This is a genomic window from Aeromonas sp. S2(2024), assembly GCF_041402505.1.
Taxonomy (GTDB): Bacteria; Pseudomonadota; Gammaproteobacteria; order Enterobacterales; family Aeromonadaceae; genus Aeromonas; species Aeromonas media.
On record NZ_JBGLRL010000002.1, the window covers coordinates 197,756 to 224,193 of the forward strand.

25 protein-coding genes are annotated in these 26,438 nt (G+C 64.1%); 10 read left to right on the forward strand and 15 right to left on the reverse strand.

Annotated features, from left to right (window positions below):
- Positions 1 to 374 precede the first annotated feature (374 nt).
- Together ACB039_RS03335 and xseA are read left to right on the forward strand one after the other, a co-directional pair.
- A complete protein-coding gene (locus ACB039_RS03335) occupies positions 375 to 1,289 on the forward strand; it encodes a DMT family transporter (RefSeq protein WP_317840961.1) in 915 nt (304 codons plus the stop codon).
- A gap of 161 nt (positions 1,290 to 1,450) precedes the next feature.
- A complete protein-coding gene (gene xseA / locus ACB039_RS03340) occupies positions 1,451 to 2,815 on the forward strand; it encodes an exodeoxyribonuclease VII large subunit (protein ID WP_371165153.1) in 1,365 nt (454 codons plus the stop codon).
- Positions 2,816 to 2,870: 55 nt separating this feature from the next.
- On the opposite strand, the gene hutW is transcribed toward xseA, so the two are convergent.
- The 13 genes from hutW to pspA form a co-directional block, all read right to left on the reverse strand.
- Entirely contained in the window at positions 2,871 to 4,244 is a 1,374-nt protein-coding gene (gene hutW / locus ACB039_RS03345) for a heme anaerobic degradation radical SAM methyltransferase ChuW/HutW (protein ID WP_182785604.1), read from the reverse strand.
- A gap of 249 nt (positions 4,245 to 4,493) precedes the next feature.
- Positions 4,494 to 4,982 (reverse strand): OmpA family protein, encoded by a 489-nt coding sequence (locus ACB039_RS03350; protein WP_371165154.1) that lies wholly within the window; start codon positions 4,980 to 4,982, stop codon positions 4,494 to 4,496.
- Between the two features lie 28 nt (positions 4,983 to 5,010).
- Positions 5,011 to 6,252 carry a diguanylate cyclase domain-containing protein gene (locus ACB039_RS03355; protein WP_161507250.1) on the reverse strand — a complete coding sequence of 414 codons (1,242 nt, stop codon included), beginning with the start codon at positions 6,250 to 6,252 and terminating at the stop codon, positions 5,011 to 5,013.
- A complete protein-coding gene (locus ACB039_RS03360; RefSeq protein ID WP_081805885.1) occupies positions 6,249 to 6,764 on the reverse strand; it encodes a YfiR family protein in 516 nt (171 codons plus the stop codon). Before ACB039_RS03360 ends, ACB039_RS03355 begins: the two co-directional genes overlap by 4 nt.
- 228 nt (positions 6,765 to 6,992) lie before the next feature.
- The gene (gene tyrR, locus ACB039_RS03365) at positions 6,993 to 8,540 is read right to left on the reverse strand and encodes a transcriptional regulator TyrR (protein WP_042650408.1); all 1,548 of its coding nucleotides are present in this window, start codon (positions 8,538 to 8,540) and stop codon (positions 6,993 to 6,995) included.
- Positions 8,541 to 8,680: 140 nt separating this feature from the next.
- On the reverse strand, positions 8,681 to 8,824 hold the full coding sequence (locus ACB039_RS03370) for a 4a-hydroxytetrahydrobiopterin dehydratase (RefSeq protein ID WP_371165155.1): 144 nt from the start codon (positions 8,822 to 8,824) through the stop codon (positions 8,681 to 8,683).
- On the reverse strand, positions 8,824 to 9,159 hold the full coding sequence (locus ACB039_RS03375) for a 4a-hydroxytetrahydrobiopterin dehydratase (RefSeq protein ID WP_317840962.1): 336 nt from the start codon (positions 9,157 to 9,159) through the stop codon (positions 8,824 to 8,826). Before ACB039_RS03375 ends, ACB039_RS03370 begins: the two co-directional genes overlap by 1 nt.
- Before the next feature lie 48 nt (positions 9,160 to 9,207).
- Positions 9,208 to 10,002 carry a phenylalanine 4-monooxygenase gene (phhA, locus tag ACB039_RS03380; RefSeq protein ID WP_161507252.1) on the reverse strand — a complete coding sequence of 265 codons (795 nt, stop codon included), beginning with the start codon at positions 10,000 to 10,002 and terminating at the stop codon, positions 9,208 to 9,210.
- A gap of 220 nt (positions 10,003 to 10,222) precedes the next feature.
- Positions 10,223 to 11,254, reverse strand: coding sequence for a YcjF family protein (locus ACB039_RS03385; protein ID WP_161507253.1), 1,032 nt, complete (start codon positions 11,252 to 11,254; stop codon positions 10,223 to 10,225).
- Between the two features lie 30 nt (positions 11,255 to 11,284).
- Positions 11,285 to 12,691: a YcjX family protein gene (locus ACB039_RS03390; RefSeq protein WP_371165156.1), complete on the reverse strand. Its 1,407-nt coding sequence runs from the start codon at positions 12,689 to 12,691 to the stop codon at positions 11,285 to 11,287.
- Between the two features lie 76 nt (positions 12,692 to 12,767).
- The gene (gene pspC, locus ACB039_RS03395) at positions 12,768 to 13,172 is read right to left on the reverse strand and encodes an envelope stress response membrane protein PspC (RefSeq protein ID WP_161507255.1); all 405 of its coding nucleotides are present in this window, start codon (positions 13,170 to 13,172) and stop codon (positions 12,768 to 12,770) included.
- A complete protein-coding gene (gene pspB / locus ACB039_RS03400) occupies positions 13,169 to 13,405 on the reverse strand; it encodes an envelope stress response membrane protein PspB (RefSeq protein ID WP_161507256.1) in 237 nt (78 codons plus the stop codon). Before pspB ends, pspC begins: the two co-directional genes overlap by 4 nt.
- Before the next feature lie 3 nt (positions 13,406 to 13,408).
- Complete coding sequence (gene pspA / locus ACB039_RS03405) at positions 13,409 to 14,089, reverse strand: phage shock protein PspA (protein ID WP_041205885.1); 681 nt, start codon at positions 14,087 to 14,089, stop codon at positions 13,409 to 13,411.
- A 195-nt stretch (positions 14,090 to 14,284) separates the two neighbouring features.
- On the opposite strand from pspA, the gene pspF reads away from it, so the two are divergent.
- The 6 genes from pspF to ACB039_RS03435 all read left to right on the forward strand — a co-directional run bounded on the left by pspF (position 14,285) and on the right by ACB039_RS03435 (position 21,198).
- The gene (gene pspF, locus ACB039_RS03410) at positions 14,285 to 15,328 is read left to right on the forward strand and encodes a phage shock protein operon transcriptional activator (protein ID WP_317840964.1); all 1,044 of its coding nucleotides are present in this window, start codon (positions 14,285 to 14,287) and stop codon (positions 15,326 to 15,328) included.
- Positions 15,329 to 15,488: 160 nt separating this feature from the next.
- Entirely contained in the window at positions 15,489 to 17,084 is a 1,596-nt protein-coding gene (sapA, locus tag ACB039_RS03415) for an ABC transporter substrate-binding protein SapA (protein ID WP_041205887.1), read from the forward strand.
- A gap of 76 nt (positions 17,085 to 17,160) precedes the next feature.
- Positions 17,161 to 18,120: an ABC transporter permease subunit gene (locus ACB039_RS03420; RefSeq protein WP_043131985.1), complete on the forward strand. Its 960-nt coding sequence runs from the start codon at positions 17,161 to 17,163 to the stop codon at positions 18,118 to 18,120.
- 44 nt (positions 18,121 to 18,164) lie between these two features.
- The gene (locus ACB039_RS03425) at positions 18,165 to 19,058 is read left to right on the forward strand and encodes an ABC transporter permease subunit (protein ID WP_005325348.1); all 894 of its coding nucleotides are present in this window, start codon (positions 18,165 to 18,167) and stop codon (positions 19,056 to 19,058) included.
- Positions 19,059 to 19,178: 120 nt separating this feature from the next.
- Positions 19,179 to 20,177: an oligopeptide/dipeptide ABC transporter ATP-binding protein gene (locus ACB039_RS03430; protein ID WP_005325353.1), complete on the forward strand. Its 999-nt coding sequence runs from the start codon at positions 19,179 to 19,181 to the stop codon at positions 20,175 to 20,177.
- A 235-nt stretch (positions 20,178 to 20,412) separates the two neighbouring features.
- Complete coding sequence (locus tag ACB039_RS03435; protein ID WP_005325357.1) at positions 20,413 to 21,198, forward strand: ATP-binding cassette domain-containing protein; 786 nt, start codon at positions 20,413 to 20,415, stop codon at positions 21,196 to 21,198.
- Positions 21,199 to 21,343: 145 nt separating this feature from the next.
- Here the strand turns inward: ACB039_RS03435 and ACB039_RS03440 are convergent, their stop codons facing one another.
- Both ACB039_RS03440 and ACB039_RS03445 read right to left on the reverse strand, forming a co-directional pair.
- Positions 21,344 to 22,102: a tRNA-(ms[2]io[6]A)-hydroxylase gene (locus ACB039_RS03440; protein ID WP_005325367.1), complete on the reverse strand. Its 759-nt coding sequence runs from the start codon at positions 22,100 to 22,102 to the stop codon at positions 21,344 to 21,346.
- Positions 22,103 to 22,220: 118 nt separating this feature from the next.
- Positions 22,221 to 23,234 (reverse strand): LacI family DNA-binding transcriptional regulator, encoded by a 1,014-nt coding sequence (locus ACB039_RS03445; RefSeq protein ID WP_371165157.1) that lies wholly within the window; start codon positions 23,232 to 23,234, stop codon positions 22,221 to 22,223.
- 250 nt (positions 23,235 to 23,484) lie between these two features.
- Here ACB039_RS03445 and ascF point away from each other — a divergent pair, with 250 nt between their 5' ends.
- Entirely contained in the window at positions 23,485 to 24,939 is a 1,455-nt protein-coding gene (ascF, locus tag ACB039_RS03450) for a PTS cellobiose/arbutin/salicin transporter subunit IIBC (protein ID WP_317840966.1), read from the forward strand.
- Between the two features lie 33 nt (positions 24,940 to 24,972).
- Positions 24,973 to 26,403 carry a 6-phospho-beta-glucosidase gene (locus ACB039_RS03455; protein WP_005325370.1) on the forward strand — a complete coding sequence of 477 codons (1,431 nt, stop codon included), beginning with the start codon at positions 24,973 to 24,975 and terminating at the stop codon, positions 26,401 to 26,403.
- Positions 26,404 to 26,438: the final 35 nt, after the last annotated feature.

The following is a 26,438-nucleotide window of genomic DNA, read 5'->3' on the forward strand; positions in this document are numbered from 1 at the left end:
TTTATTTTCATTGTTTTGTGTGTGACGCCTGTGTACCCAGGCATTCCCCCATCCGCAACGTCCCGCCTTCGGATGAGCCCGACCAGTCTAGAGTCCCGAGTGACCGACTCATGGCAAACACGCGCAAAATGTGACCGGCGTCGACCTCACCATTGGCTGTATGTGATTGATAGCGCTTTCATTTCTTTGTATGGGAGTGAAGGGGAAGTCCCCCACCCGGAGGATATAGACGCGCCGCCCGTGGCGGTCACATCGGGGAACCTTATCAGCGCCTTTCCTACTGCTCTGGGCCGTTGCCATTGGGGGCGCTTGCCGCCATGATGCAAGGCCCCTTGCCATCTCGGGCAGCAGGGCGGTTCATTCAGGGAGAGAAGATGAGAACATCGGATTACGTGCGGCTGCTGGCGCTGGCGGCCATCTGGGGCGCCAGCTTCCTGTTCATGCGCATCGCCGCGCCCGCCTTCGGCTCGGTCAACACCACCTTCCTGCGGGTCTTTTTCGCCCTGGTCGGGCTCGCCGCCATGCTGTTGCTGCTGCGCACTCCCATGTTGTTTCAGTGCAAGCTCAAGTCCATCATGGTGCTCGGCATCATCAACTCAGGCGTGCCCTTCCTGATGTACGCCATCGCCGCGCTCTGGCTGCCCGCCGGTTATTCCGCCATCCTCAACGCCACCACGCCGCTGATGGGGGCCCTCATCGGCTTCTCCTTCTTCAACGAGACGCTGACCTTGCGCAAATGGAGCGGCGTCATGCTGGGGCTGATGGGCATAGGGCTCACCACCACCACGGGGGAGGTCGACCTGAGTGGTCAGCTGGCCATCGGCGTGCTGGCCTGCCTCATCGCCACCGCCTGCTATGGCTGCGCCGGTTTTCTCACCCGGCGCTGGATCAGCGAGCGGGGCGGCCTCGACGCCAAGCTGGTGGCCTTTGGCAGCCAGCTCGGTGCCTGCCTCTTCCTGCTCCCCTTCTTCGGCTACACCCTGGTGACAGGCCCCACCGTCAACTGGGCCCTGCCCGAGGTGTGGGCCAGCGTGCTCGCGGTCGGCTTCATCTGCACCGCCCTCGCCTATCTGATCTACTTCAGGCTGATCGCCGATATCGGACCCCTGCGCTCCCTGACGGTCACCTTCCTGATCCCGCCCTTTGGCATACTGTGGGGCTATCTGGTGCTCGGCGAGACCCTCACCGGCGGCTTCGTGGCGGGCGGCGCCATCGTCTGTCTCGCGGTCTGGCTGGTGGTGAGCCCGAGCAAGGCCGCCAAACCGGCCAAGGCGCAGCCACAGAGCTAACTGCCATCTGCCGGACCCCATGGCTCGGCGTCTGGCACAGCCAAACTGGTGCCAGATGCCGCTGCTGCCACAGACATGGACTCGGCGGATGGGCTGAACTGGGGTAAGGTATGCCCCATCGTTTTCTCCCCGCCCCGGCGGACACAGCAGCAGGGCCAGCCTTGAACCACCTCGACAAATCCAGCCAGAGCAGGCAACAGCAGATCTTCACCGTCACCCGCCTCAACAGCGCCGTGCGCATGATACTGGAGCAGGATCTGGGGCTGGTGTGGCTGACTGGGGAACTCTCCAACCTGGCGATGCCAAGCTCGGGCCACTGGTACTTCTCCCTCAAGGACATCTCAGCCCAGGTGCGCTGCGCCATGTTCAAGGGCAACAACCGCCGGGTGCCGTTCCGGCCGCAAGATGGCATGCAGGTGCTGGTGCAGGCGCGGGTCTCCCTCTATGAGCCCCGGGGCGACTACCAGCTCATCATCGAATCCATGCAACCCGCCGGGGACGGCATGCTGGCCCTGCGCTTCGAGGAGCTCAAGCGCCGCCTCGGCGCCGAGGGGCTGTTCGACGAGGGCCGCAAGCGCCCGCTCCCCCGCGAGCCACGCGCCGTGGGGCTGGTCACCTCGGCCACCGGCGCCGCCCTGCACGACATGCTGACGGTGCTTGGGCGCCGCGCCCCGGATCTCCCGGTCTTCATCTACCCGACCCAGGTGCAGGGCAGCGCCGCCATCTCCCAGATAGTCGCGGCTATCACTCTTGCCAACCGCCGTGCCGAGGTGGATGTGCTCATCGTCGGGCGCGGCGGCGGATCGCTCGAAGATCTCTGGTGCTTCAACGAGGAGGCGGTGGCCCGCGCCATCGCCCACTCCGCCATTCCGGTGGTGAGCGCCGTGGGCCACGAGGTGGACGTCACCATCAGCGACTTCGCCGCGGATCTGCGCGCCCCCACCCCCTCCGCCGCCGCCGAGCTGGTGGCACCGGACAGGAGCGCCCGCGCCCAGCGCCTGGTGCACCTCAAGCAGCGCCTGGTGCAGGCCATCTCCCGGCGCCAGACCGCCGCCCGCCACGGCTTCGCGCTGCTGCAAAAGCGGCTCGACCATCAGGATCCCAAGCGCCGGCTGGAGCAGCAGTCCCAGCGTCTGGACGAGTTGTCCGGCCGCCTGCAGCACCTGCTCAATCTGCGCCTGCATCAGGGGGAGCGGCGCCTCGCGAACCTCGAACTGCGCTTGCAGGCCAGGAGCCCGGAAAAACTGCTGGCCGCTGGCAAGCGTCGCCACCAGCTGGCACAAGAGCGGCTCCATACCCTGATGAACAAGCGCCAGGATCTCGCCGCCCACCGCCTCGCCATGCTGAGTGCGCGCCTCGACGGGATAAGCCCGCTGGCCACCCTGGGGCGGGGTTACTCCATCACCCGCACCCCCAATGGCGAGGTGATCCGCCGCGCCGCCCAGGTGAGCCCGGGCCAGCAACTGGTCACCACGCTCGCAGAGGGAGCTCTGCGGGTGCGGGTGGAGGAAGTGAACAACCCATGACGAAAAGGGGGCCTTCAAGCGGCCCCCTTTCCTTTCTCGTTTTGCTCCCTGCCCGCTACACCCGCGAGTGATGCCGGGCCCCGCCCGGATGAGCGGCGTGGGTTGCCGCCTCCCCTCCCAGGGGATTTGACTGCAGATACTCGAACAGACCCGCCTGCAGATTGACGGTCCAGAAGCGCCCCGCCAGGGTCAGCGCCAGTGTCTCCCCGGCCAGCTCGGCCAGGCCGTGCTGTTGCCAGCGTTCAAAGAGCGGCAACAGATGCGCCCGCAAGGAGGGCGGCAAGCGCCCGAGGGCCAGCCAGCCGGTGTCGAGGCCACCGCGCAGCAGGCCGTCGATGGACGCGCTGGGATTGGGCCTCATCACCATGCCGGGAGCACGCTGACCGGCCGCCAGCGCCTCGTGCCAGGCTGCCAGATCCCGGCCATACATGAGGCCGTGGCCATGGATGTTGCCCCCGGCCCCCGCACCGAAGGGGAGGATCTCGGCGCCGCGCTTGGCCATCTGGTTGTAGCGGCTCTGCTCGGCCTCGCCTTGTCGCCAGTGACTGCAGGAGAGCCGCTGCCAGCCCCCCTGCTCCAGGGTGTGGGCGCCATAGGCATACATGGCCGCCCGCTGCTGGCCATCGGCGCACCAGCCGAGCCGGCCCTTCTCCTGCGCCCGATCCAGATTGGTGCCCTGCATGGGGATGAGCTGGTAGAGATCCACCCCGTGCACCCCGCTGGCCATCACGTCCGCGATGTCCTGGCGCCACAGGGCATCATCCTGCCCCGGCAGACCGAAGATGAGATCCGCCACTATGACGGCCGCGTCATCCCGGGTCAGCTCCCCCAGCCGGGCGAGCAGTGTCTCCCTGTCGTCGAAGCGGGCCGCCTGCTGGCGCACTGCTGTGTTGAAGCTCTGCACCCCGAACGAGAAGCGGTTGAAGCCTCCCGCCAGGGCCGTCTGCCACTTATCATCATCAAAACCGTTGAGCCGCCCCTCCAGGGTCAGCTCCGCATCCGGGGTCAAGGGGAAGGCGCGAATGGCCCTGGCCAGTCGCCCCAGATCCGCCGCCGCCATGTCGGTCGGGGTGCCGCCCCCCACGTAGATGGCCGAGAAGGGGCGGCTCTGGCCAAAGGGAGACTCGGCGGCCCGTTGCAGGTCGTCGCACAGGGCCGCCATGTAGTGGCTCATGCGCGCCGGGTTGGCGCCGTTTTCGAAGAAGTTGCAGAAGCTGCAGCGCTTGCGGCAGAAGGGAACATGGATATAGAGCGCCCGCTCCTGAGCCTCGCTTGGCCGCTGCCACCAGGCTCGCCAACCGGCGTCGTCCAGCGTCAAGGGGGCTGCGCCGCCCCGGCTGGCATGGGCCGAGGTCTTGGCGCCAAAGGCGAACTTCAGGGGATCAGGGGTGGCGAGCCCCGTCATGGTCGGGGTGAATAGTGGTGTCATCACTGGCAGGTTACCGTCTGGAAATAATGCAAATGATAACTAATATCAGTTGAGCTCCGTGTTGTGCTGGATCAAGTCAGGGACATTGAGAGAGCGTCATCGCCTCCGCTATCTGGGTGCGAGAAAATATGTAGAGCGGGATCATGCTGAAGGAGTGGCAGGAAGAGAGCCACTCTCCGGCGGGAGAGTGGTGGCACACACGCGGTCAGGCCAGAGGAGGGATCAGGGCGCTGACGCTGGCTGGACAGATCAGCCGTTGTCTATGATGATGGCGACCCGGCAGTTCTCCGCCCGCCCGGCGGCGGTGCCGTTATCGGCGATGGGCGCCTCTTCCCCGCGTCCACGGATGTCCAGGTTGGCCGCAGGCATGCCCACAGATGCCAGCACCTCGGCCACGGACTGGGCCCGTTTCAACGAGAGCTGCTGGTTGTAGGCCGCCTCGCCGTTGGAGTCGGTGTGACCGTCCACCCGGGCCCGGTTCAGACCCACCTCAATCAGGGCCCTGCCCAAGGCTTCCACCACCTGGCGGGTGCCGGGATTGAGAGCCCCAACGTTGTTGGCAAAGAGCACCTTGTTGGAGATATCCAGGGTCCAGCCCTCGTCGGTCAGGTGAAACCCCTGCTCCTTGAGTGCGGCGATCTGCTGCTCGGTGAGGCCCTTGGGCGCGCTCTGGCAAGCCGCCAGACCACCGAGCAAGAGCGCGAACAGACCCGCTCTCATCAGGTTGAAAAAAGTCATTGTTCTCGTCCTTTCATTATTTTCAATTTCAAGTGGTTGTCTTATGGTCTCCGGTACCCTCCCTGCGTTGTCGTTTGGATTCATACATGGCACCGTCGGCGAATTGCAACAGGGCTTCTGCCGTCCCCCCCTGTTCGGGGTAGAGGGCGGAGCCGACGCTCACCCCTATCTGCAGATGGTGGCCATCGCTCAAGACCACAGGAGTGGTCATCGCCTGCTGAATCCGCATCATCACCTCGCGCACCTCACTCTCCTGATGCACCGGAGAGAGCAGGATGACAAATTCATCCCCTCCCAATCGACACACCAGATCCATGGGCCTGAGCTGATGCTGCACCCGCCGCGCCAGCGCGATGAGCACCTCGTCACCTATGGCATGGCCCAGGTTGTCATTGATCTGCTTGAAGCGGTCGCAATCCAGATAGAGCAGGGCAAACCGCTCATGCCGGGTGTGTCCTGCCTGGATGGCTTGCTCCAGCCGCGCCTCGAACAGCGCCCGGTTGGGCAGACCGGTGAGAGGGTCATGGGTCGCCTGGTGCAGCAGGCTGGCATTCTCCCGTTTCTGGTGAGCCTGCCATGCCTCCAGCTCGTCGAGCAGGGAATTGAAGTCTTCCCCGAGCGCGTGCAGCTCGGCGATGTTGGCCGCCGGTACTCGCTGCTTGAGGGCGCGCTGGCGGCTGACGTTGTAGGCAACCTCGGTCAGGGCCTTGAGGGGTGCCGTGATGGATCGCTGCATCCGGCGCGCCACATAGAGCGCCCCCAGGATGCTGAGCAACAGGCACACCAGGGTCGCCATCAGGGTCTGCAAGAGAAAGCGCAGCAGGTATTGTCCGTGACCGACCAGGTGGACCCGGGCTATCTCCTTGTTCTCCCGCACCATGGAGAGCTCCACCGGCCCCGGCAGGATCAAGCGGGCCAACTGCTGTTCCAGGCTGGTCCAGGGGGTCGTGATGTCCCGCCGCCAGCTCGCCAGCACCTGACCGTCGGGCAGCAGAATACTGGCGCTGGCGATGTCCTCCCGGGAGGTGATGGTCTCCAGGGCATCCTTGGCCGCATCCTTGTCATCGAACACCACGGCCGCCTCCGTGGTGTAGCTGATGGCACGCGCCACCAGCTTGAGGTTGTGATCCGCATAGAGGCGCAGGGCCAGCAGCGCCGTGATGGTCAGGAAGAGGCCCGCCATGCAGACGGCGGTCAGGGAGATCATCATGTGGGTACGCCCCAGGCTCTGTCGCAGCGTGAGTCGAGGGTTTGCGTGATTGATTGTCATCGCGCGTCCTCATCCGCCCTGGCGAGCTTCAGCACGGCCGGGTGCACCCGCACGCCGCTGCGGGCCAGCGCATCCAGGTTGACCCGAAAACGCACCCGCTCCCCTGCCTGCAGACAGAACACCGCATCGGCGATGCACTCGCGGCTCTGCTCGCTGATGCTGAGGATGGCGTGCCCATGCAGACGCTCGAACAAGGCGAGGCGTTGCTCGGGGGTCAGCACTCCCAGATAGATCACATCGCAGCGCCGAAACAACGCCTCGTCGTCGAGCTCGTAGCGATGCACATCGACCGGGCGGCCATTGGCCTGTTGTCTGATGGTCAGCAGCGACGCCGCATATGCCGTGGGCGCGGCGACACAGAGCCGCAGTGTGGCAGGCTCGCTGGGCCAACGGGTGTAGCTGAGGATATCGAGCACGGTTTGACGCACCATGTCGCTGCGGATCTCGGCCGAGGTCGCGGCCACCGCCACGTTGGCCAGTGCCAGCATGCAACACAGTGGCAGCAACCACATGGAAATCCGGATGAAACAAAACAACTGCATGATGCCCGCGCTTAAATCCACGTCGGTACCGGGATGGGCCGACGCCCATGAAGGGAGTGCCAGAGAGGAGTCGCACCGAGCTTACCAGCCGCGCGGCGGCTCCCCATCCGGACACACACCGGTTGCGTCATCTGGCGTCGCAGCGATGGCGGCCACCCACACCAAGAGGGGCGTCCTGGGTGCACACCGCCTTCGGAGTTACTTTTTACCAATCCCGTATTCGCGCAGCTTGTTGGCGATGGCGGTGTGGGAGACCCCGAGCCGCTTGGCCAGTTGGCGGGTAGAGGGGAAGGCCGGGTAGAGCCGCTCCAGCAGCCGGCTCTCGAAGCGCTTCACCGCCTCGTCGAGCCCCCCTTCGAACCACTCGTCGATGAGCGGCATGGCATCGGCCGCCACCGGCAGATCCACGTGTTCGGGGCCGAGTTCGTCCCCTTCCAGCAGGGTCATGGCCCGGTAGAGGCAGTTGCGCAGCTGGCGCACGTTGCCGGGCCAGCGGTAGGCGGTCAGGTATTCTGCCATGTTGCGGGTAAAACGCGGGCGCGGGCGCTGCAACTCGATCGCGAAGCGGGAGACGAACTGCTGGGCCAGCGCCATGATGTCCGCCTTGCGCTCGCGCAGCGGCGGCAGCGCCAGACTCAGCACATTGAGGCGGTAGTAGAGATCTTCCCGGAACTTGCCCTCGTGCACCAGATCCAGCAACTGCTTCTGGGTGGTGCAGATGAAGCGCACGTTGACCCTCACCTCCTGCTCGTCCCCGACCCGGCGAAAGACCCCGTCTTGCAGCACCCGCAGGAACTTGGTCTGCAGATGGGGGGACATGTCGCCGATCTCGTCCAGCATCAGGGTGCCGCCGCTCGCCAGCTCCAGCACCCCGCGCTTGCCCTCGGTGTTGTTGCCAAAGGCGCCGGGGGCGTAGCCAAACAGCTCGCTCTCGGCCACGTTGTCCGGCATGGCGGCGCAGTTCAGGGCCATGAAGGGGTGGCTGGAGCGCAGGCTGGCGCCATGGCAGGCACGGGCCAGCAGCTCCTTGCCGGTGCCGGTCTCGCCGACGATGAGCAGGGGGGCATCCTGCATTGCGAGTTTCGCGGCCTGGGCCAGCACCTCTTTCATCTTCTGGCTCTCGGCCTGCAGGTGTTCGAAGCCTCCCACCTCCACCGCATGGAGCGCGCTGAAGTGCATGCCGACCCGGCGGGCGGATTTGAGCACCACCACGGCGCCGGCCAGGGCTTGCTTGCCCTTCTCTTCTGCCACGAACAGCGGCATCAGATCGCCGAGGTACTCCTCACCGCCGAGGCTGAGTTTGCAGGTCTGGGGCTTGATCTCGCTCGCCTCCAGCCAGCGGGCGAAGGAGAAACCCTTGACCAGGGAGGCGAGCGCCACCCCACGCACCTCTTCCGGCGGCAGCGCCAGGGTAGTGAGGGCGGCCTGGTTGGCCTGGGTCACCCGTCCCTTGCTGTCGAGGGAGAAGACCAGGTCCGGCAGCGCCTTGAGCAGGGCCTCTATCTCGTGATGCTCTCGCTCGGAGGGCATGTAGGGGATGGTCTTGACGTCATAGACGCCGGGAATGCGGCGGATCTCCGGCATCAGATGCTGGAAATCGCGAAACTCCAGCTCGGGGAAATTGAGATAGATGATGCCTGAGGTATCGATTTCGATGCCGCGCAGATCGATGTTGTGCTCCACCAGTCGGTCGAGCAGTTCCCGGGTCAGGCCCAGACGGTCTTCACAGCTGACTTCAAGACGCATTCGGCACACACTTCCTAGCTAACATTCTGAATAGCCGGATGATACAGACTCGATCCCGCCAGTGCGAGCGCTCCCCCATAAAAATGCGGGCCTGCCCCGTTTTCACCGGGCAGGCCCTGTTTCTTCGCGTCAAGCCGCGGTTACTTCATCAACTCGTCGGTGCGTGCCGCCATGATGAAGTCGTTGCGGTGCAGGCCGCCTATCTTGTGGGTCCACCAGCTCACGTCACCAAATTGTCCACTCGGTGAGTTCCGATGGAGAGGTGGCGCAGGTGGCGCCTTCACTACAGCAACTCGTCGGTGCGTGCCGCCATGATGAAGTCATTGCGGTGCAGGCCGCCTATCTTGTGGGTCCACCAGCTGACGGTCACCTTGCCCCACTCGGTCAGGATCGCCGGGTGGTGGAACTCGGCCTCCGCCAGCTCCCCCAACCGGTTGGTGAAGGCCAGCGCCTCCTTGAAGTTGCGAAAGGCAAATTCACGCCTCAGTTGCAGCTCGCCGTTCACCACCAGGGGCTGCCAGTCGGGGATGGCGTGCATCAGCTCGCTCAGCTCCTGCTCGGTCACCCTGGGGGCATCGGCGCGGCACGCTTCGCACCGCTGGTTTGCCAGTTCAGACATTCGGGACTCCTTTCATCAATCATGTTGTGGAATGGGTTGAAAACGGGTTCAGCTCGCCTGCCGGCCAGGGGCCGGGGCAAAACGGGGCGGACGCAGGCCGAGGCGACGGGCCTCGGCCACCGCCGCCATGATCTCCTGTGGCCCCAGACGGTAGAGACACGCCAGGTTCGGCAACACGAAATAGGTGGGCTGCATGATGTCGATGCGATAAGGGGTGCGCAGCACCTCCAGCAGATCAAAAGGTTGCAGCACCGGTTGCCCGGAAAGGGCATAGGCGGTCTCGCCGATGGAGGAGAGGATGCCGCCGCCGTAGATGCGCAGGTCATCGCCCTCCTGCACCAGCCCGAACTCCACCGTGAACCAGTAGAGCCGCGCCAGATAGACCCGATCCTCCTTGCTGGCGTTCAACCCGAGCTGGCCATAGAGGTGGGTGAAGTGGGCGAAGGCGGGGTTGGTCAGCATGGCGCAGTGGCCGAAGATCTCGTGGAAGATGTCGGGCTCCTGCAGGTAGTCGAGCTCGTCCCGGCGGCGGATGAAGGTGGCCACCGGAAACTGGCGATCAGCGAGCAGGGCAAAGAAGCGATCGAAGGAGATGAGGGCAGGCACGGCGGCCACCGACCAGCCGGTGACGGGGGTCAGGGCGGCGTTGATCTCCCCCAGTTGCGGGATGCGATCCCGAGGCAGTGCGAGCCGAGCCAGCCCCGCCCTGTATGCGTCGCAGGCCTTGCCCTCGAGCGCCGCGAGCTGGCGCGCGATCAGGATCTGCCAGGTCCCCTGCTCTTCCTCCGAGTAGTGGATGACGCCCTGCTCGTCCGGTTGGTGTGCTGTGTAGCTACTTGCCATGATCCCTGTCATCTCCTGCCCCTAGAGGCTCCTTGTCGTTGCTCTTCAGGATCACTGTAACGGCTTGCCCATCAAAAAAGCAGCCGACCCCGAGGTCGGCTGCCTGCCACAGATGTAAATAATTTGTGACATCCAAATCTACTTTCCCGGGGCGCTGTGGTGGCGCAAACGACCCGCACGGGGAGAGATCAGGCAGGGTGATCCCCGCCCTTGAATGGCACTATGACTTGCGAAGATAGCCCGCCAGCTGGCCGACAAGCCGCTTGCGCAGCTCCCCGAGCCTGGGTTTCTCGTCCGCACACCAGGGCAGCGGGCGGCACGCCTCTATGGTGCGCAGCCCAAGGCGAGCGGTGAGCAGGCCGGCCCCCACCCCTTGCGCGGCGCGGGCGGAGAGCTTGGCGGTCAGCTCGGCCCCCAGCAAGTCCATCCCCACCTCGGTCACCAGCTCGGTGGCGCCGGCATAGAGCATGTTGCGAAACACCTGGCGGATGAGGCGAATGCGGCTCCAGTAGCCGAGCTCGATGGCGTAGACATCGGCGATGTCCTCGATCATCCGCAGGTTGCGCCAGAGCATCAGCATCATGTCGACGGTGGCGAGCGGGCTCAGGGCCACCAGCACCGCGGCCTCCCCGGACCACTTGGCGACCCGGGCCTGGGCGAGTTTATCCCGCTCCCCCAGCACCAGCTGGCTGTAGAGGGTCAGCACCTCCCGATCGCTGTGGCTCTCATCGAGCTGGGCCAGCCAGGTGCTATATCCCTCCCGCCCCTTGTCGCAGCTCTTCTCGGCCAGGGCCTCGCAGAATGCCTGCCCCTGCCCCACCCCCTGATGGGCGAGCAGATCTTCGGCCCTTGAGCGCACATCCTGGCGCCGCTTGAGGGTGCGCAGCCGCAGCCACTCGCGCCCGACCACGCCGGCCGTGCCCACCGCCACCAGACCCGAAGCCAGCAGCCAGGCGCCGCCCCAGAGCGGGGTGGTGAGAAACTGGTCGTAGAGAAAGGCGCCAAACTGGCCCAGGGAGAGCAGACCGACCGCCCCCAACCCCCAGGCCAGCAGGCGATGACGACGGCGAGGCCTGACAGTGAGCGCGGGTTCGACCTCGGTGAGCTCGTCCAGCGCCTCGAGTCGCTCGAAGCTCTCCTCTTCCAGCCGCTGGGCCGGTGCCGGGGGCGGCGTCTCGCTCGCCACCGACAGGGTCGGCTCCAGGATCACCTTGCCTTGCAGCGGCACCTTCTGTGTTGTCTGATCGTTCATCTTGTTGTCTGCTCCTTGGTGCGGCGCCGGTTATTCGAGGTGATCCCCGAGCAAGAACTCCAGTGCCGCGTCCAGCCGGATATGGGGCAGCGCCTGATGGGCGCTCATGGGCATGGGGCGAAATGCCTGAAAATCGAAGCCCTGGGTACTCCACCACTGAGCAGGTGGAATATGGGGTGGCACCTCCCCCGGGAAGAGCAAGAGCGGCTCCCCGGCGAGACTGGTGCCGCGAATGGCCGGGAACTCGCGACCATTCGCGACCCCCTTGCCCACCTCGGTGGCTTTGATGGCGGCCAGCGCCAGGCATTCGGTCTCTATCCCCTCGAAGCGGGCCTGACCCCGGCCGCTGCTCACCAGATGCTGGAGCAGGGAGACCAGGGGCGCGTGCTGCTCCGGGGTGACGTGATCGGCCTTGCTCGCCACGAACAACAGCTTGTCGATGCGTGGGGAGAACAGCCGGCGCCACCAGTTGCTCTTGCCATAGGCGAAGCTTTCCATGATGCGGGCGATGGCCTGCTGCATGTCACCAAAGCTGGCGGCCCCGGCGTTGAGGGGCGCCAGGCAGTCCACCAGCACTATCTGGCGATCGAAGCCTGCGAAGTGCTGCTCGTAGAAGCCCTGCACCAGATGCTGCTTGTACTGCTCGAAGCGCTGCTTGAAGGTGGCGTAGAGGGTGCCATCGGCGGGCTCCCGGGCTGGCTTGTCCCACACCCAGGGCACGAATTGCAGCAGCGGCGCCCCGGCATACTCCCCCGGCAGCACGAAACGGCCCGGCTGGATGAGGTGCAGCCCGAGCTCCTGCTTGCAGGCATGCAGATAGTCGGTGTAACGGGCCGCCAGCTCGCTCGCTGGCCGCTCCTCGAAGGCTTGCTCGGCCTGCCAGCCGGGGGTCAGCCAGTCGGCGGCCAGGGCCTGCAGCTCGGGGCGACGCAACTGGTTTGCCACCTGCTCGCTCCACTGCTCGTAGCTCAGATCCAGCAGCGGCAAGTCCAGCAACCACTCGCCTGGGTAGTCCACCAGATCCACATAAAGGGTGGAGATCTCCCCCAGGTGCCGGCGCAAGGGGTGACGGGTGCGGTAGCGGATTTCCAGGCGCACTTCGGCCACCCCACGTGTCGGCTCAGGCCAGGCTGGGGGGTCACCAAACAGGGCATCGAGGCCCCGCTCGTAGGGGAAGGTGGGGATGTGGGCGTTTTGCTGGGGAACCCGGCGAGCACCGAGGATCCGCCCCTGACGATGGGCATCCCACAGGGGCAGACGGCCGTCGATGGCGGCGTGCTCCAGCTGGTTCACCAGCGCCGTGATGAAGGCGGTCTTGCCGCTGCGCGACAGGCCGGTGACCGCCAGCCGGATGTGGCGATCCCGAGCCCGGTTCACCACCTCAAAGGCCTTGTGCTGAAGCACAGACCATGACTGTTCGAGTTTGTTGCGTATCAAGGCGGGTCTTTTTCTCCTGTCACAGCCGAACCATGGGGATAAGGGCCGGGGCCATGGCCCCGCAGCCCTGTGGTACTCAGAGTTTGCTGAACTCGCGCTGCAGGGTGAACTCCTTGGAGGTCACCAGCTTCTCGAGACGCTGCACCCTAGGCTCGAGCGCGTCTAGCTCCTGGGCGATGCGACCGAGCGCCTGATGGGGAGTGACACCGGCCTGCCAGCTGCGCGCCTTCATGCGCACCTCGGCAAAATCGGCATCCTCCTGGGCGTAGAGGGTGACTGGCTTCTTGTCGAGCAGAAACCAGGCTGCAACGTAGGCGGTGAAGGTGATGAAACCGGCGAAGATGAGGCCGCTGATGGCCAACAGCCGCACGATCCAGGTCTCCACTCCGAAGTAGTCGGCAAGGCCGGCGCAGACCCCGGCTATCTTGCCGCGCTGGGGATCACGATAGAGGTTGCGCCCCTCTTTGCTCCACTGTGTCATACCTTGTTCCTCCAGCCCGGCACTTCCGCATCCAGAATCGACTCCAGGGCGCCGACCCGCTCCTGCATCTTCTCGGCACGCACCAGCAGCCCCTGCAGCTGTTCACGCTCGTCATCGGCAAGACCGGCACCAATGCGTCCCTTTGCGCGGTAGTGCAGCACCAGCCAGATGGGGGCCACCACCACCATGAAGACCACCATGGGAACCATCAATACACCCAGCAGATCTTCCATCTGTTACTCCCCCTGTTTCGGCGTGGTATCGCCTTGACCCAGCTTCTGGCGCATGGCCTCGAGCTCTTTGCTGATTTGATCGTCCGCTTCCAGCTCGGCAAACTGCTGGGCCAGGGCCTTGTCGGACTGTCCCAGATCGGCACGGGCTTCCATCTCGTCGATGCGACGCTCCATGCGCTCAAATTTGCTGACCACGGCCTGGCTGTCGCCACGGGCCACCTGGCTTTGCACGTTCAGGCGGCTGCTGGCCGCTTCGCTGCGAATGGCCATCGCCTTCTGGCGGGCACGGGCGTCTTCGAGCTTGGCTTCCAGCTGGCGGATCTCGTCGCCCAGCTTGTCGATGCCGCTGTCCACCGCCTGCTGCTCGCGATAGAGCGCCTCGGCCAGCTCGCTCTGCTTGTTCTTCTCTATGAGGGCAGCACGGGCCAGATCCTCGCGCCCCTTGGTCAGGGCCAGCTCGGCCTTGGCCTGCCATTCGTTCACCCGCTCCTGATGGCGGCTGACCTGACGGCCGATCTCTTTCTGGTTGGCGAGGAAGCGGGCCAGGTTGGAGCGCTCCTTCACCAGTTCATCTTCCATCTCCTGGATGATCAGGCGCACCATCTTCTGGGGATCCTCGGCCTTGTCCAGCAGGGACGTCAGATTGGAATTGATGATGTCGGCCAGGCGGGAAAAAATACTCATGGTTCTACTCCTGTGATGGGCATTGGGTTGTTTCTCCATTGACAATGGCAACTTGTGTGCCAATCTGGAACAATAATTAACTTGTTGATTTATATGGGCACTCTCCATGAGTTGCAAGATGCCCAGAACAAGAGATGATAAAAATAACCAACTTTTGGTAAGATTAACCAGATTTTTCAACGAACAGGGATCAGGATGACCACGGCCACGGAAAGTCTGTTGGGTGAGTCCAACGCGTTTCTAGAAATCATCGAGCAGACCTCGCGACTCGCCCCCCTGCGCAAACCTGTGCTTATTATCGGCGAGCGGGGGACCGGCAAGGAGCTCATCGCCCACCGCCTACATTATCTCTCGGATCGCTGGGATCAAAGCTTTGTCACTATCAACTGCGCCACCTTGAGCGAGAGCCTGCTGGAAACCGAGCTGTTCGGCCACGAGGCGGGCTCCTTCACCGGCGCAGCCAAGCGTCATCAGGGCCGGTTCGAGCGAGCCGATGGCGGCACCCTGTTCCTCGACGAGCTGGCCACCACCAGCGCCCGGGTGCAGGAGAAGCTGCTGCGGGTCATCGAGTACGGTGAATTCGAGCGCGTCGGCGGTGCCAAGGCGCTCAAGGTGGATGTGCGCCTGGTGTGCGCCACCAACGAGGATCTGCCGCAGCTGGCGGCCCGGGGACAGTTTCGTCACGATCTGCTGGACCGGTTGGCCTTCGATGTCATCACCCTGCCCCCGCTGCGGGAGCGACGGGAGGACATACTGATGCTGGCGGAGCACTTCGCCCACGGCATGACCCGGGAGCTGGGGTATCCGTTGTTTGCCGGCTTCTCCCGCAAGGCGACCCAGTTGCTGCAAGACTACCCCTGGCCCGGCAACGTGCGCGAGCTCAAGAACGTGGTGGAGCGCAGCCTCTATCGTCAGGGCAACCCGCAGTTGCCGCTCTCGGAGCTGGTGATCAACCCCTTCGACTCCCCCTGGCGCCCCCGAACCGGCACCCCGTCCCCGGTTGCCACCGAGGCGGCCTCAGCAAGCGGCCCCCAGGCCATCAGCCTGCCGCTGGATCTCAAGGGAGCGGTCGCGGAATACGAGATTAATTTACTCAAGCAAGCGATGCAGCAATCCCAGTATAATCAGCGCAAAGCCGCCCAATTGCTGACCCTGAGCTACCACCAGTTCAGGGGCATGCTGCGTAAATACCAGCTGCTCGACGGGGATGACAACAATGGCAATGCGGACAACGACTGACCCCGAGCCATCCCCCTTCAGGAGCCAATGCCAGCTGCTCGAGGGAATTGACGAACGGGATGTTCGCACATCCCGATGGGAGTTCCTGCCCGACAGGATCCCGCAACGCGCTCGCCCTCTGGCGGGCAACTCTGTCTGAAAACATGGTTCCAACATGAGAATGCTCACACCACTGCTGCTCGGTCTCCTGGTACTGGTCACCGGCTGTCAGAAACAAGACGATGCCTCCAGGACCGGGCTCATCTATTGTGCCGACGGGGCGCCCAGATCCTTCAACCCGCAGCTTGCCAATGCCGAGGCGACCCTGGATGCCAGCGCCCGCCCGCTCTACGATCGCCTGCTCGAGGTCAATGCCAATACCCTCAGCATCGAGGGGGGCCTCGCCACCCACTGGCGCAGCAGCGAAGATGGCCTCTCCTATACCCTGACCCTGCGCAAGGGCGTGACCTTCCATCACACCCCCTGGTTCAATCCGACACGCCATTTCAACGCCGACGACGTGTTGTTCACCTATCATCGCCTGTTGGACGAACAGCATCCCTTCCACCGCATCTCGGGTGGCGAGTACCCCTATTTTCACAGTCTGGGGCTGACCAGCCTCATCAAGCGGGTCTACAAAAAGGGCCCCCATGAGGTGGTGTTCGAGCTGAACCGGCCGGATGCCTCCTTCCTCGCGACCCTGGCCAGCGACTACGCCATCGTGCTCTCGGCCGAATATGGCGAGCAGATGGACAAGGCCGGCACCCCCGAGTTGCTGGACAGTCAACCCATAGGTACCGGGCCCTTCAGCTTCAAGGAGTACCGTCACAACGAGTTCGTGCGCTACCTGCGCCACCCTGGCTACTGGGGCGGCGAGGCGAAGATTGAGCAGCTCATCTACGACATCACCCCCAAGTCGTCCAAGCGGCTCGCCAAGCTGTTGACCGGCGAGTGCGACGTGATGAGTACCCCCTCCGCCAGCCAGCTGTCGGTGATCGACAGGGACGCTCACCTCAACCTGTCGGTACAGTCGGGCATGAACGTCGCCTTCCTCGCCCTCAACACCCGCAAGGCCCCCTTCAACAAGGTACAGGTGCGCCAGGCGCTGGCCAGCGCCATCAACGTGCAAAACCTGCTGCAGGCGGTCTATTTCGAGACCGGCCAGCCTGCCGCCAGCCTGCTGCCGCCGCTCTCCTGGGGCTACAACCCCTCCCTGACCCAGCGCAAGCCAGACCTGACGCTCGCCCGTCAGCTGCTCAGGGATGCTGGCTACCCGAACGGGTTCGAGATGCAGGTACTGGTGCAGCCCGGTGCCCGCCCTTACAACCCGGACGGCCTCAAGACCGCCCAGCTGATGCGCAGCGATCTCGCCAAGATAGGGGTGAAGCTCAAGATAGTGCAGCAGGCCTGGCCGGTCATCGAGACCCGGCTCGCCAAGGGACAATATGACAGCCTGCTCTCCGGCTGGATCGCCGACAACGCGGATCCGGACAACTTCTTCCGCCAGTTGCTGAGCTGCGCCGCCGTCGAGCGGGGCAACAACTACAGCCGCTGGTGCAGCCCCGCCTTCGATCAACTGCTGGACGATGCGGTAACCACCCCGCAACTCGCGTTCCGCTTGCGCAACTATTACTATGCCCAGTCGCTGCTCAACGAACAGTTGCCGCTCATCCCGCTGGCTCATGCCCTGCGCACCCAGGTGAGCCGCAGCGACATCCAGGGGCTGACCCTCATGCCCTTTGGCGGCACCACCTTCAACCAGGCCCATCGGGAGTGAACATGGCTGACATCCATCCCACAGGTGGCATCTGGCCTCCCTTCCCATCGACGCACCCGCACGCGGAGGCATAAGCATGTTTTTTTATATTCTGCGCCGCATCACCCTGCTGGTGATCACCCTGCTGGTGCTGACGCTGGGGGCCTATCTGCTGGAGTTTCGCCTCATCGGCCAGGTGCTGGACTTCTGGCACGGCTATCCTGACTTTCTGCAGCGCATCGTCGAAGGGGATTTCGGCCTCTCCAGCGTCTCCGGCCTGCCGGTGCTGGACGAGATCCGCCACTACTTCCCGGCGACCCTGACCCTCTGTCTCGCGGCCTTTACCATCTCGCTGCTGGTGGGGATCCCGCTCGGGACCCTGGCGGCCCTCTATCAGGGGCGCGGTCTGGATCTCTCCATCATGGCCGCCGGCCTCATCGGCTACGCCGTGCCCGTCTTCTGGCTGGCGCTGCTGATGGTGATGTTCTTCTCCCTGGATCTCGGTTGGCTGCCCTCTTCGGGTCAGATCAGCCTGCTCTACGACGTTCCCTCCATCACGGGGATCGCCATCGTCGACGTGCTGATGAGCCAGGAGCCCTGGCGCGAGGCGGCGCTGCATGACGCCCTGCGTCACCTGGTGCTGCCGTCTCTGGTGCTAGCCGTGGTGCCCACCACAGAGGTGATCCGCCACGTGCGCAGCTCCCTCATCGACGTGATGAAGCAGAACTACATCAAGGCCGCCGCCAGCCGCGGCCTCTCCCGCCGCCAGATCGTCTGGCGCCACGGCCTCAAGAATGCCCTGCCGCCGGTGTTGCCGCTGCTCGGCCTGCAGCTCGGCAGCGTGCTCACCTCCGCCATGATCACCGAGGTGGTGTTCGACTGGCCCGGGATCGGCCGCTGGCTGGTGAGCAGCATAGCGCTGCAGGACTATGCCGCCATCCGCGGCGCCTTCCTGGTGGTGGCCAGCTTCGTCATCTTCATCAGCGTCAGCACCGAGTTGCTGACCACCATCATGTATCCGGCACGACGCAAAGAACTCTATGCAAAACAAGACTGAACTCGCTTATTGCCTGAACTGGGGCCAGGGCTGGAGCCTGCATCATGCACGATAAATCGAACATCTATCCGGAGCTCAAGATCCTCTCCCCCCTGGAGCAGACCTGGGCCTCCTATCGCCGCAATCCGCTGGCCATGGGGGGGCTCTGGTGCTTCGGCCTGCTGCTGCTCATCACCCTGGTGGGCCCCCTGGTGGTGCCCTACGGCATCGATGATCAGCACAGCGGCCGCCTGCTGCTGGCCCCCTCCTGGGCCAGCACGGGGAACATTGACTACTTCCTCGGCACCGACGATCTGGGCCGCGACATCCTCTCCCGCCTGGTGGTGGGGGCCCGCCTCACCTTCGGCAACGCCTTGCTGGTGGTGGTGATAGCGCTCCTCGTCGGCTCCGCCATCGGCATCCTCGGCGGCATGAGCAAGGGGGTGAAGTCGAGCGTGCTCCATCACCTGCTCGATACCCTGCTCTCCATCCCCTCCCTGCTGCTGGCCATCATAGTGGTCGCCATCCTGGGGCCCGGGCTGTTCAATACCCTGATCGCCATCACGCTGGCATTGATACCGCCTTTCATCCGGGCGACCTACAACGCCGTCCACGCCGAGATGCAGAAGGAGTACATCATCGCAAGCCGCCTTGACGGCTCGCCCCCCTTGCGGATCATGCGTCTGGCCATACTGCCGAACATAGTGGAAACCCTGGTGACCCAGACCACCCGCACCCTCTCTGCCGCCATCCTGGATATCTCGGCGGTGGGTTTCCTCGGCCTCGGGGCCCAGTCACCCCAGCCGGAGTGGGGCGCCATGCTGGCGGATTCGAGCGATCTCATCTATCTGGCCCCCTGGACGGTGACCCTGCCGGGCATGGCCATCCTGTTCAGCGTGCTGGTGACCAACCTGGTGGGTGAAGGCATTCGCGAAGCGCTTAAAGAGGGGAACGACTGATGGGGGTATCATTGAAGAGAGGCAGCCTCATGGTTCCGGGTTCACGCCGGTACAGCGTTCAGGCCCAGCCGTCACGAGCCGATACAGTCACCCTCGCGCCGTTAAAAGGGGGAAATCATCATGCCCTTGCTTGATATACGCAACCTGACCATCGAGATCGACACTCCCCAGGGCAAGGTCAAGGCGGTGGACAGGGTCAGCCTGACCCTGAACGAGGGGGAGATCCGCGGCCTGGTAGGAGAATCGGGCTCGGGCAAGAGCCTGGTGGCCAAGGTGATCGTCGGCATCCAGAAGGACAACTGGACGGTGCGTGCCGACCGGATGCGCTTCAACGACATGGACTTGCTGACCATGGCCCCCAAGGAGCGGCGTCGCATCATGGGCCGCGAGATCGCCATGATCTTCCAGGACCCCATCAGCTGTCTCGACCCCTCGGAAGAGATAGGCACCCAGCTGGAAGAGGCCATTCCCACCAGCGCCTTCGCCGGCAAGTTCTGGCAGCGCTTCCAGTGGCGCAAGAAGCGGGCCATCGCCCTCTTGCACCGGGTCGGGGTCAAGGATCACCGCAAGGTGATGCGGGCCTATCCCCACGAGCTGTCGGACGGCATGTGCCAGAAGGTGATGATCGCCATGGCCATCGCCAATCAGCCGCGGCTGCTGGTGGCGGATGAACCCACCAGCGCCATGGAGTCCACCACCCACTCCCAGATCCTGCGGCTGCTGGACAAGATGAACAAGCTGGGCAACACCACCATCCTCATCATCAGCAACGACATCGCCGCTATCGCGAACCTGACCGACACCATCAACATCATGTACTGCGGCCAGATGGTGGAGGTGGGCACCCGGGATCAGATCCTCGAATCCCCCCGTCACCCCTATACGGATGCCCTGCTCAAGTCCATTCCCGACTTCGACAAGCTGGTGCGCCACAAGTCCCGGCTCGAGACCCTGCCCGGGGTGATCCCCCCCCTGCAGCACCTGCCCATCGGCTGCCGCCTCGGCCCCCGCTGTCCCTATGCCCAGAAGCAGTGCGTGCAGACCCCGCTGATGAGCAAGGTAAAGGGACACCAATTTAGCTGCCACTTCCCCTTGAACATGGAAGAGCCGAAGAAATGAGCCCGAGTCATCACCAGCCCATGCCCAATCAGCAAGGCCAAGGGACATCCATTTCTAAACTGCCACTTCCCCTTGAACATGGAAGAGCCGAAGAAATGAACCCGAGTCATCACCATTCCATGCCCAATCAGCTAGGCCAAGGGACATCCATGCCCCAGCTGCCACTTCCCCTTGAACATGGAAGAGCCAAAGAAATGAGCCTGAACGTGAATGTTGTCATGAAGGAGCCAAGCCTGTGATCGAACCCGCCCTGTTGCAGGTCAGGGGCCTGTGCAAGACCTATCAGAACCGCACCGGCCTGTTTCGGCGCCAGGCGGTGGAGGCCATCAAGCCCCTGTCGTTTGATCTCGGGGTGGGCCAGACCCTAGCCATCGTCGGGGAGGCAGGCTCGGGCAAGAGCACGCTGGCGCGGATCCTGGCCGGCATGATAGAGCCGAGCGGCGGCGAGATCGCCATCGAGGGGCAGCCCCTGGTTCACGGTGACTATCAGACCCGCTGCAAGCTGCTGCGGATGATCTTCCAGGACCCCAACACCTCGCTCAACCGAAAAATTCGGGTCGGCCAGATCCTGGAGACGCCGCTGCGCCTCAACACGGCCCTGAGCGAGGAGGAGCGTCGGGAGAAGGTGATCCAGACCCTGCGCATGGTGGGCATGCTGGCAGATCACGCCCTCTTCTACCCACAGATGCTCTCCGCCGGTCAGCAGCAGCGGGTGGGGCTGGCGCGTGCGCTGATCCTCAACCCGAAAATCGTGGTCGCGGATGAGGCGCTCTCCACCCTGGACATCTCGGTGCGCTCCCAGATCATCAACCTGCTGCTGGAGATGCAGGAGACCATGGGGCTGAGCTATGTGCTGGTGGCCAACGATCTGGGCATCGTCAGCCACATCAGCGACGAGGTGCTGGTGATGCACGAGGGCCGGGTGGTGGAGCGCGGCAAGACCTTGCGGGTCTTCGCCGATCCCCAGCACGACGTGACCCGCCGCCTCATCCAGAACTACAACAACGAATACCGCCGCTGATCCCCAGCCGTTCCCCCTCAGGCCCATGGGCCGGGCATAAAAAAACCCGGCCTGATGTCACATCAGTCGCCGGGGGATTGCGCTCAAAAAAGTGATTGCGTCGCTCGTAGTAGGAACACCGAGATAGTAGGCAGCCCCTCTGGGCTCAACAACTGTCAGATCTGACAGGCAGGCCGCTATGGAACCTGAACTGCGGGTCCGGCGAGCAGATAAGCTCGGCTTCAATCCGGCCAAAATAGGCGACCCGCTCGCTGATATCCTCTCCCGCATACTGCTCCGCCAGTGCCAGATAGTCCTGGTAGTGGCGCGCCTCCGAGCGCAGCAGGGAGACATAGAAGCGGCCCAGCTCCTCGTCAAGATGAGGGGCAATCTTGGCAAAGCGCTCGCAGGAGCGCGCCTCTATGTAGGCGCCGATGATCATCTTGTCCACCACGGCCGCCGGCTCGTAGGTGCGCACGTGGGCCAGCAGGCTGCGGGCATAGCGGGAGGCGGTGACGGGGCCGTAGGGGATGCCGCGGGCCTGCATGATCTCCAGCACCTGCTCGAAGTGGTGCAGCTCTTCTTGAATGAGCCGCACCATGGGGAACAGCAGGGGGTTGCGCTCGAGCTCGGCGAACACGCTTCTGTCGGACTCGCCCATGGTGCGTTTGCCGAGGATCTCGGCCTTCTCGGGGATGGCATCCAGCTCACGGTAAAATTCGAGCTTGGGCAGCAGGTGGCGCTTCTCCTTGGGCAGGCAGTAGCGGCGCACCAGGCTGTGGGCCGTCAGGGCGGCCTTGTTCTCGCAGTTGGCGTGATCGATGAGCAGGGTCGGCAATTGGGCGGGATCCCGCGCCATCTCCACCCACTCATCCGGGGTCTCACAATGCAGAAATTGGCGCACGGGGGCTAGCAGGTCATCCATCTGAACTCTTGTACTCTCTGGTTGGTCTTGATTGGCATATATTGATGCGGCGGGCGAGGCCCGCGAAGGGGGCCCATGCTAACGGATCCCGCCCCGCCTGCCCAGCGCAGAGGCCGCTTCACTCCAGCAGGCGCTTGAGGGAATCGCGCCGGACCAGCTTGCCACTGAAAGAGGGCAGCGCCTCGGGCTCCCCCTCCTCTACCATGGTGATCAACCGGTTGATGGTCTCCTGGATCATCTCGGTCACCGGCATCTTGACGCTGGCCAGCGACGGAATGACGTAGGGAGCCAGGGCGATGTCGTCGAACCCCACCACGGAGACCTGCTCCGGCACCGACACGCCGCACTCGTGCAACTGCTTGATGGCACCGATCGCCATGTCATCGTTGCTGGCGATCAGGGCACTGAAGCTCATCCCGCGCGCCAGCAGGGTCGAGACGGCGGCCGCGCCGCAGGCGGGCGTCCACTTGCCGGGGGCGATCAGCGCCTCTTGCACGGGAATGTCGTGCCGGGCAAGGGCCTCGCGGTAGCCGGCGAGACGCTCCATGCCGGTGGGGGAATCCGCCGAGCCCGTGATGAAGGCGATGCCGCTGTGCCCCATCCCGACCAGCCTGTCCACCACGGCAGCGGCGGCAGCCTGCTGATCGGAGTAGACGCAGTGCGCCGGGTGGCGCCGCAGCCGCCGGTTGAGCACCATGATGGGCTGGGAGTGCTGCTCGATGAGCTCGTCCATCTCCTCGACGCTGAGAAAACGCGGGTAGATGATGACGCCGTCACAGCGGGAGTCGAGCAGGTACTGGATGGCCTGTCGCTCCTCCTCGGCGCTGTGCTTGCCGTCGGCCAGGATCAGCTGGCGGCCCCGATCTTCGGTCAGCCGCGCCGCGTGGGAGAGCAACTCGCTGAAATAGACGCCGTGATAGAGGGTGTTGGTCACCACCAGGCCCAGAGTCTGGGTGTTTTTGGTGGCCAGCTGCCTGGCCAGCAGGTTGGGGCGATAGCCGCTCTCCTCTATGGCCTGGAACACCCGATCCCGGGTCTCCTGACTGGTATAGCCATTGCCCGACAGCACCCGGGAGACAGTCGCCTTCGACACCCCTGCCCGCTTCGCCACCTCCAGCATAGTCGTCATCATCTTCCCCTCTTCTCGACGGGCCGCAGTGTACTGCACGGGACCCGCTTGTGCTAACGAGAATGGGCGCCGGCCCCCCCTTTCAGTGATCCCATTCACGCTTCTGCACAATGGCGGTGCGACCGTCTTGTCTGTGAGCATGAAACTGAGCATGCTATGTGGAACCGGTTCCACAATGCAGTTTCATTCCCGTTCTTCCCGTCGTCAATGACGGGGTTAGACAAGCCTCATTTGGTAAAAAGGATACGACTAGATGTCAAAGAACTACGCGGCCCTGGCCGGCAAGGTCATCACGGCCCTCGGCGGAACCGGCAACATCGTCGCCGTGACCCACTGCATGACGCGCCTGCGCTTCGTGCTGCAAGACCCCGCCCTGGTGGACAGTCCAATGCTCAAGGCCACTGCCGGGGTACTTGGGGTGGTCAGCAGTGATAACCAGTGCCAGGTGATCATCGGCAACATGGTCTCCCACGCCTATCGCGAGGTGCTTGTCCAGTTGCCGGAAGGCGCACAGGAAGACCTGTCAGCGGCCAAGCCAGGTTTCAGCCTGCGCAGCTTGGGCGCCGCCATCCTCGACGCCCTGATCGGCACCATGTCGCCGCTCATCCCGGCCATCATCGGTGGCTCCATGCTCAAGCTGCTGGCCATGGTGCTGGAGATGACCGGCGTGCTTGAGAAAGGCTCCTCGACCCTCACCATACTCACTGTGGCCGGTGACGGCGCCTTCTTCTTCCTGCCCCTGATGGTGGCCGCCTCCGCCGCCGTCAAGTTCAAGACCAATATGTCGCTCGCCATCGCCATCGCCGGCGTGCTGGTGCACCCCAGCTTCATCGAGCTGATGGCCAGGGCCGCCGAGGGGGAGCAGGTGACCTTCGCCCTGATCCCGGTCACCGCGGTGAAATACACCTACACAGTGATCCCGGCCCTGGTGATGACCTGGTGCCTCTCCTACATAGAGCGCTGGGTCGATCGCATCACCCCGGCAGTGACCAAGAACTTCTTGAAGCCCATGCTGATAGTGCTGATTGCGGCGCCGCTCGCCATCCTGCTCATCGGCCCCATCGGCATCTGGATTGGCACCGCCATCTCGGGCCTGGTCTACACGGTCCACGACTACCTGGGCTGGCTGTCGGTGGCCATCATGGGCGCGCTCTGGCCTCTGCTGGTGATGACCGGCATGCACCGCGTCTTCACCCCGACCATCATCCAGACCATCGCCGAAACCGGCAAGGAAGGTATGGTGATGCCCTCCGAGATAGGCGCCAACCTCTCCCTCGGCGGCTCCTCCCTGGCCGTCGCCTGGCGCACCAAAAACCCCGAGCTGCGCCAGACCGCGCTGGCGGCGGCCGCCTCCGCCATCATGGCGGGGATCTCCGAACCCGCCCTCTACGGCGTCGCCCTGCGATTGAAGCGCCCCCTCATCGCCAGCCTCATCAGCGGTTTCATCTGCGGCGCCGTCGCGGGCATGGCCGGGCTCGCCAGCCACTCCATGGCGGCCCCCGGGCTCTTCACCAGCGTGCAGTTCTTCGATCCGGCCAACCCCATGAGCATCGCCTGGGTGTTCGCCGTGATGGCGCTCTCAGTGGTGCTCTCCTTCGTGCTGACCCTGGTGATGGGCTTTGAAGACATACCGGTGCAGGAGCAGGCTTCCCAGACGCCAGCCCGGGCCGACGCGGCCATGCCGGGCCAGCCGGCCGCCAGCCTGTGAATTCAAATCATCCGACATGACAAGAGGTAACCGATGTCGATAACCAGATTTCCCCAGGATTTCCTCTGGGGCGGCGCCCTGGCCGCCAACCAGGCGGAAGGCGGCCATCGCGAGGGGGGCAAGGGGCTGACCACGGTCGACATGATCCCCCATGGCGCCAACCGCATGGCGGTCAAGCTTGGCCAGGAGAAGCGCTTCACCCTGCGGGATGACGAGTTCTACCCAAGCCACGAGGCCATCGATTTCTACCACCGCTACAAAGAAGACATCGCCCTGATGGCAGAGATGGGCTTCACCGTGTTTCGCACCTCCATCGCCTGGAGCCGGCTCTACCCCAGGGGTGACGAGCAAGAACCCAACCCCGAGGGCATCGCCTTCTACCGGGCGCTGTTCGAGGAGTGCAGAAAGTACAACATCGAGCCCCTGGTGACCCTGTGCCACTTCGACGTGCCCATGCACCTGGTGGTGGAGTACGGCTCTTGGCGCAACCGCCAGATGGTGGACTTTTTCACCCGCTATGCCCGCACCTGCTTCGAGCAATTCGACGGCCTGGTGAAGTACTGGCTCACCTTCAACGAGATCAACATACTGCTGCACAGCCCCTTCTCCGGGGCGGGGCTGGTGTTCGAGAAAGGGGAGCACCAGGAGCAGGTCAAATACCAGGCGGCCCACCACGAGCTGGTCGCGAGCGCCCTGGCGACCCAAATTGCCCACGAGGTCAATCCGGCCAACCAGGTGGGCTGCATGCTGGCGGGGGGCAGCTTCTACCCCTACTCCTGCAAGCCGGAAGATGTCTGGGCCGCGCTGCAAAAGGAGCGGGAAAACCTGCTGTTCATCGACGTGCAGGCGAGAGGTGCCTACCCGGCCTATGCCGCCCGGGTGTTTCGGGAGAAGGGGATCCAGCTCGTCAAGGCGCCGGAGGATGATGAGATCCTCACACACAGCGTCGATTTCGTCTCCTTCAGCTACTACGCCTCCCGCTGCGCCTCGGCTGACATGAACGCGGGCAACACCAGCGCCGCCAACGTGGTCAAATCCCTGCGAAACCCCCACATCGAGGTGAGCCAGTGGGGCTGGGGAATAGACCCGCTCGGCCTTCGCATCACCATGAACAGCCTGTACGATCGCTACCAGAAACCCCTGTTCCTAGTGGAGAACGGCCTGGGGGCCATGGACGAGATCAACGCCGATGGCGAGATAGTGGACGACTATCGCATCGACTACCTGCGCGCGCACATCCGCGCCATGGGGGATGCCATCGAAGACGGAGTGCCACTCTTGGGCTACACCAGCTGGGGCTGCATCGATCTGGTCTCCGCCTCCACCGGCGAGATGAGCAAGCGCTACGGCTTCGTCCATGTGGACAGGGACGATGCCGGCCAGGGCACCCTAGCGCGCAGGCGCAAGAAGTCGTTCTGGTGGTACCAGAAGGTCATCGCCAGCCACGGGGAAGATCTGGCCTGAGGGCCTCCCCTTACTGGCGAGTAAGAGCATCAATG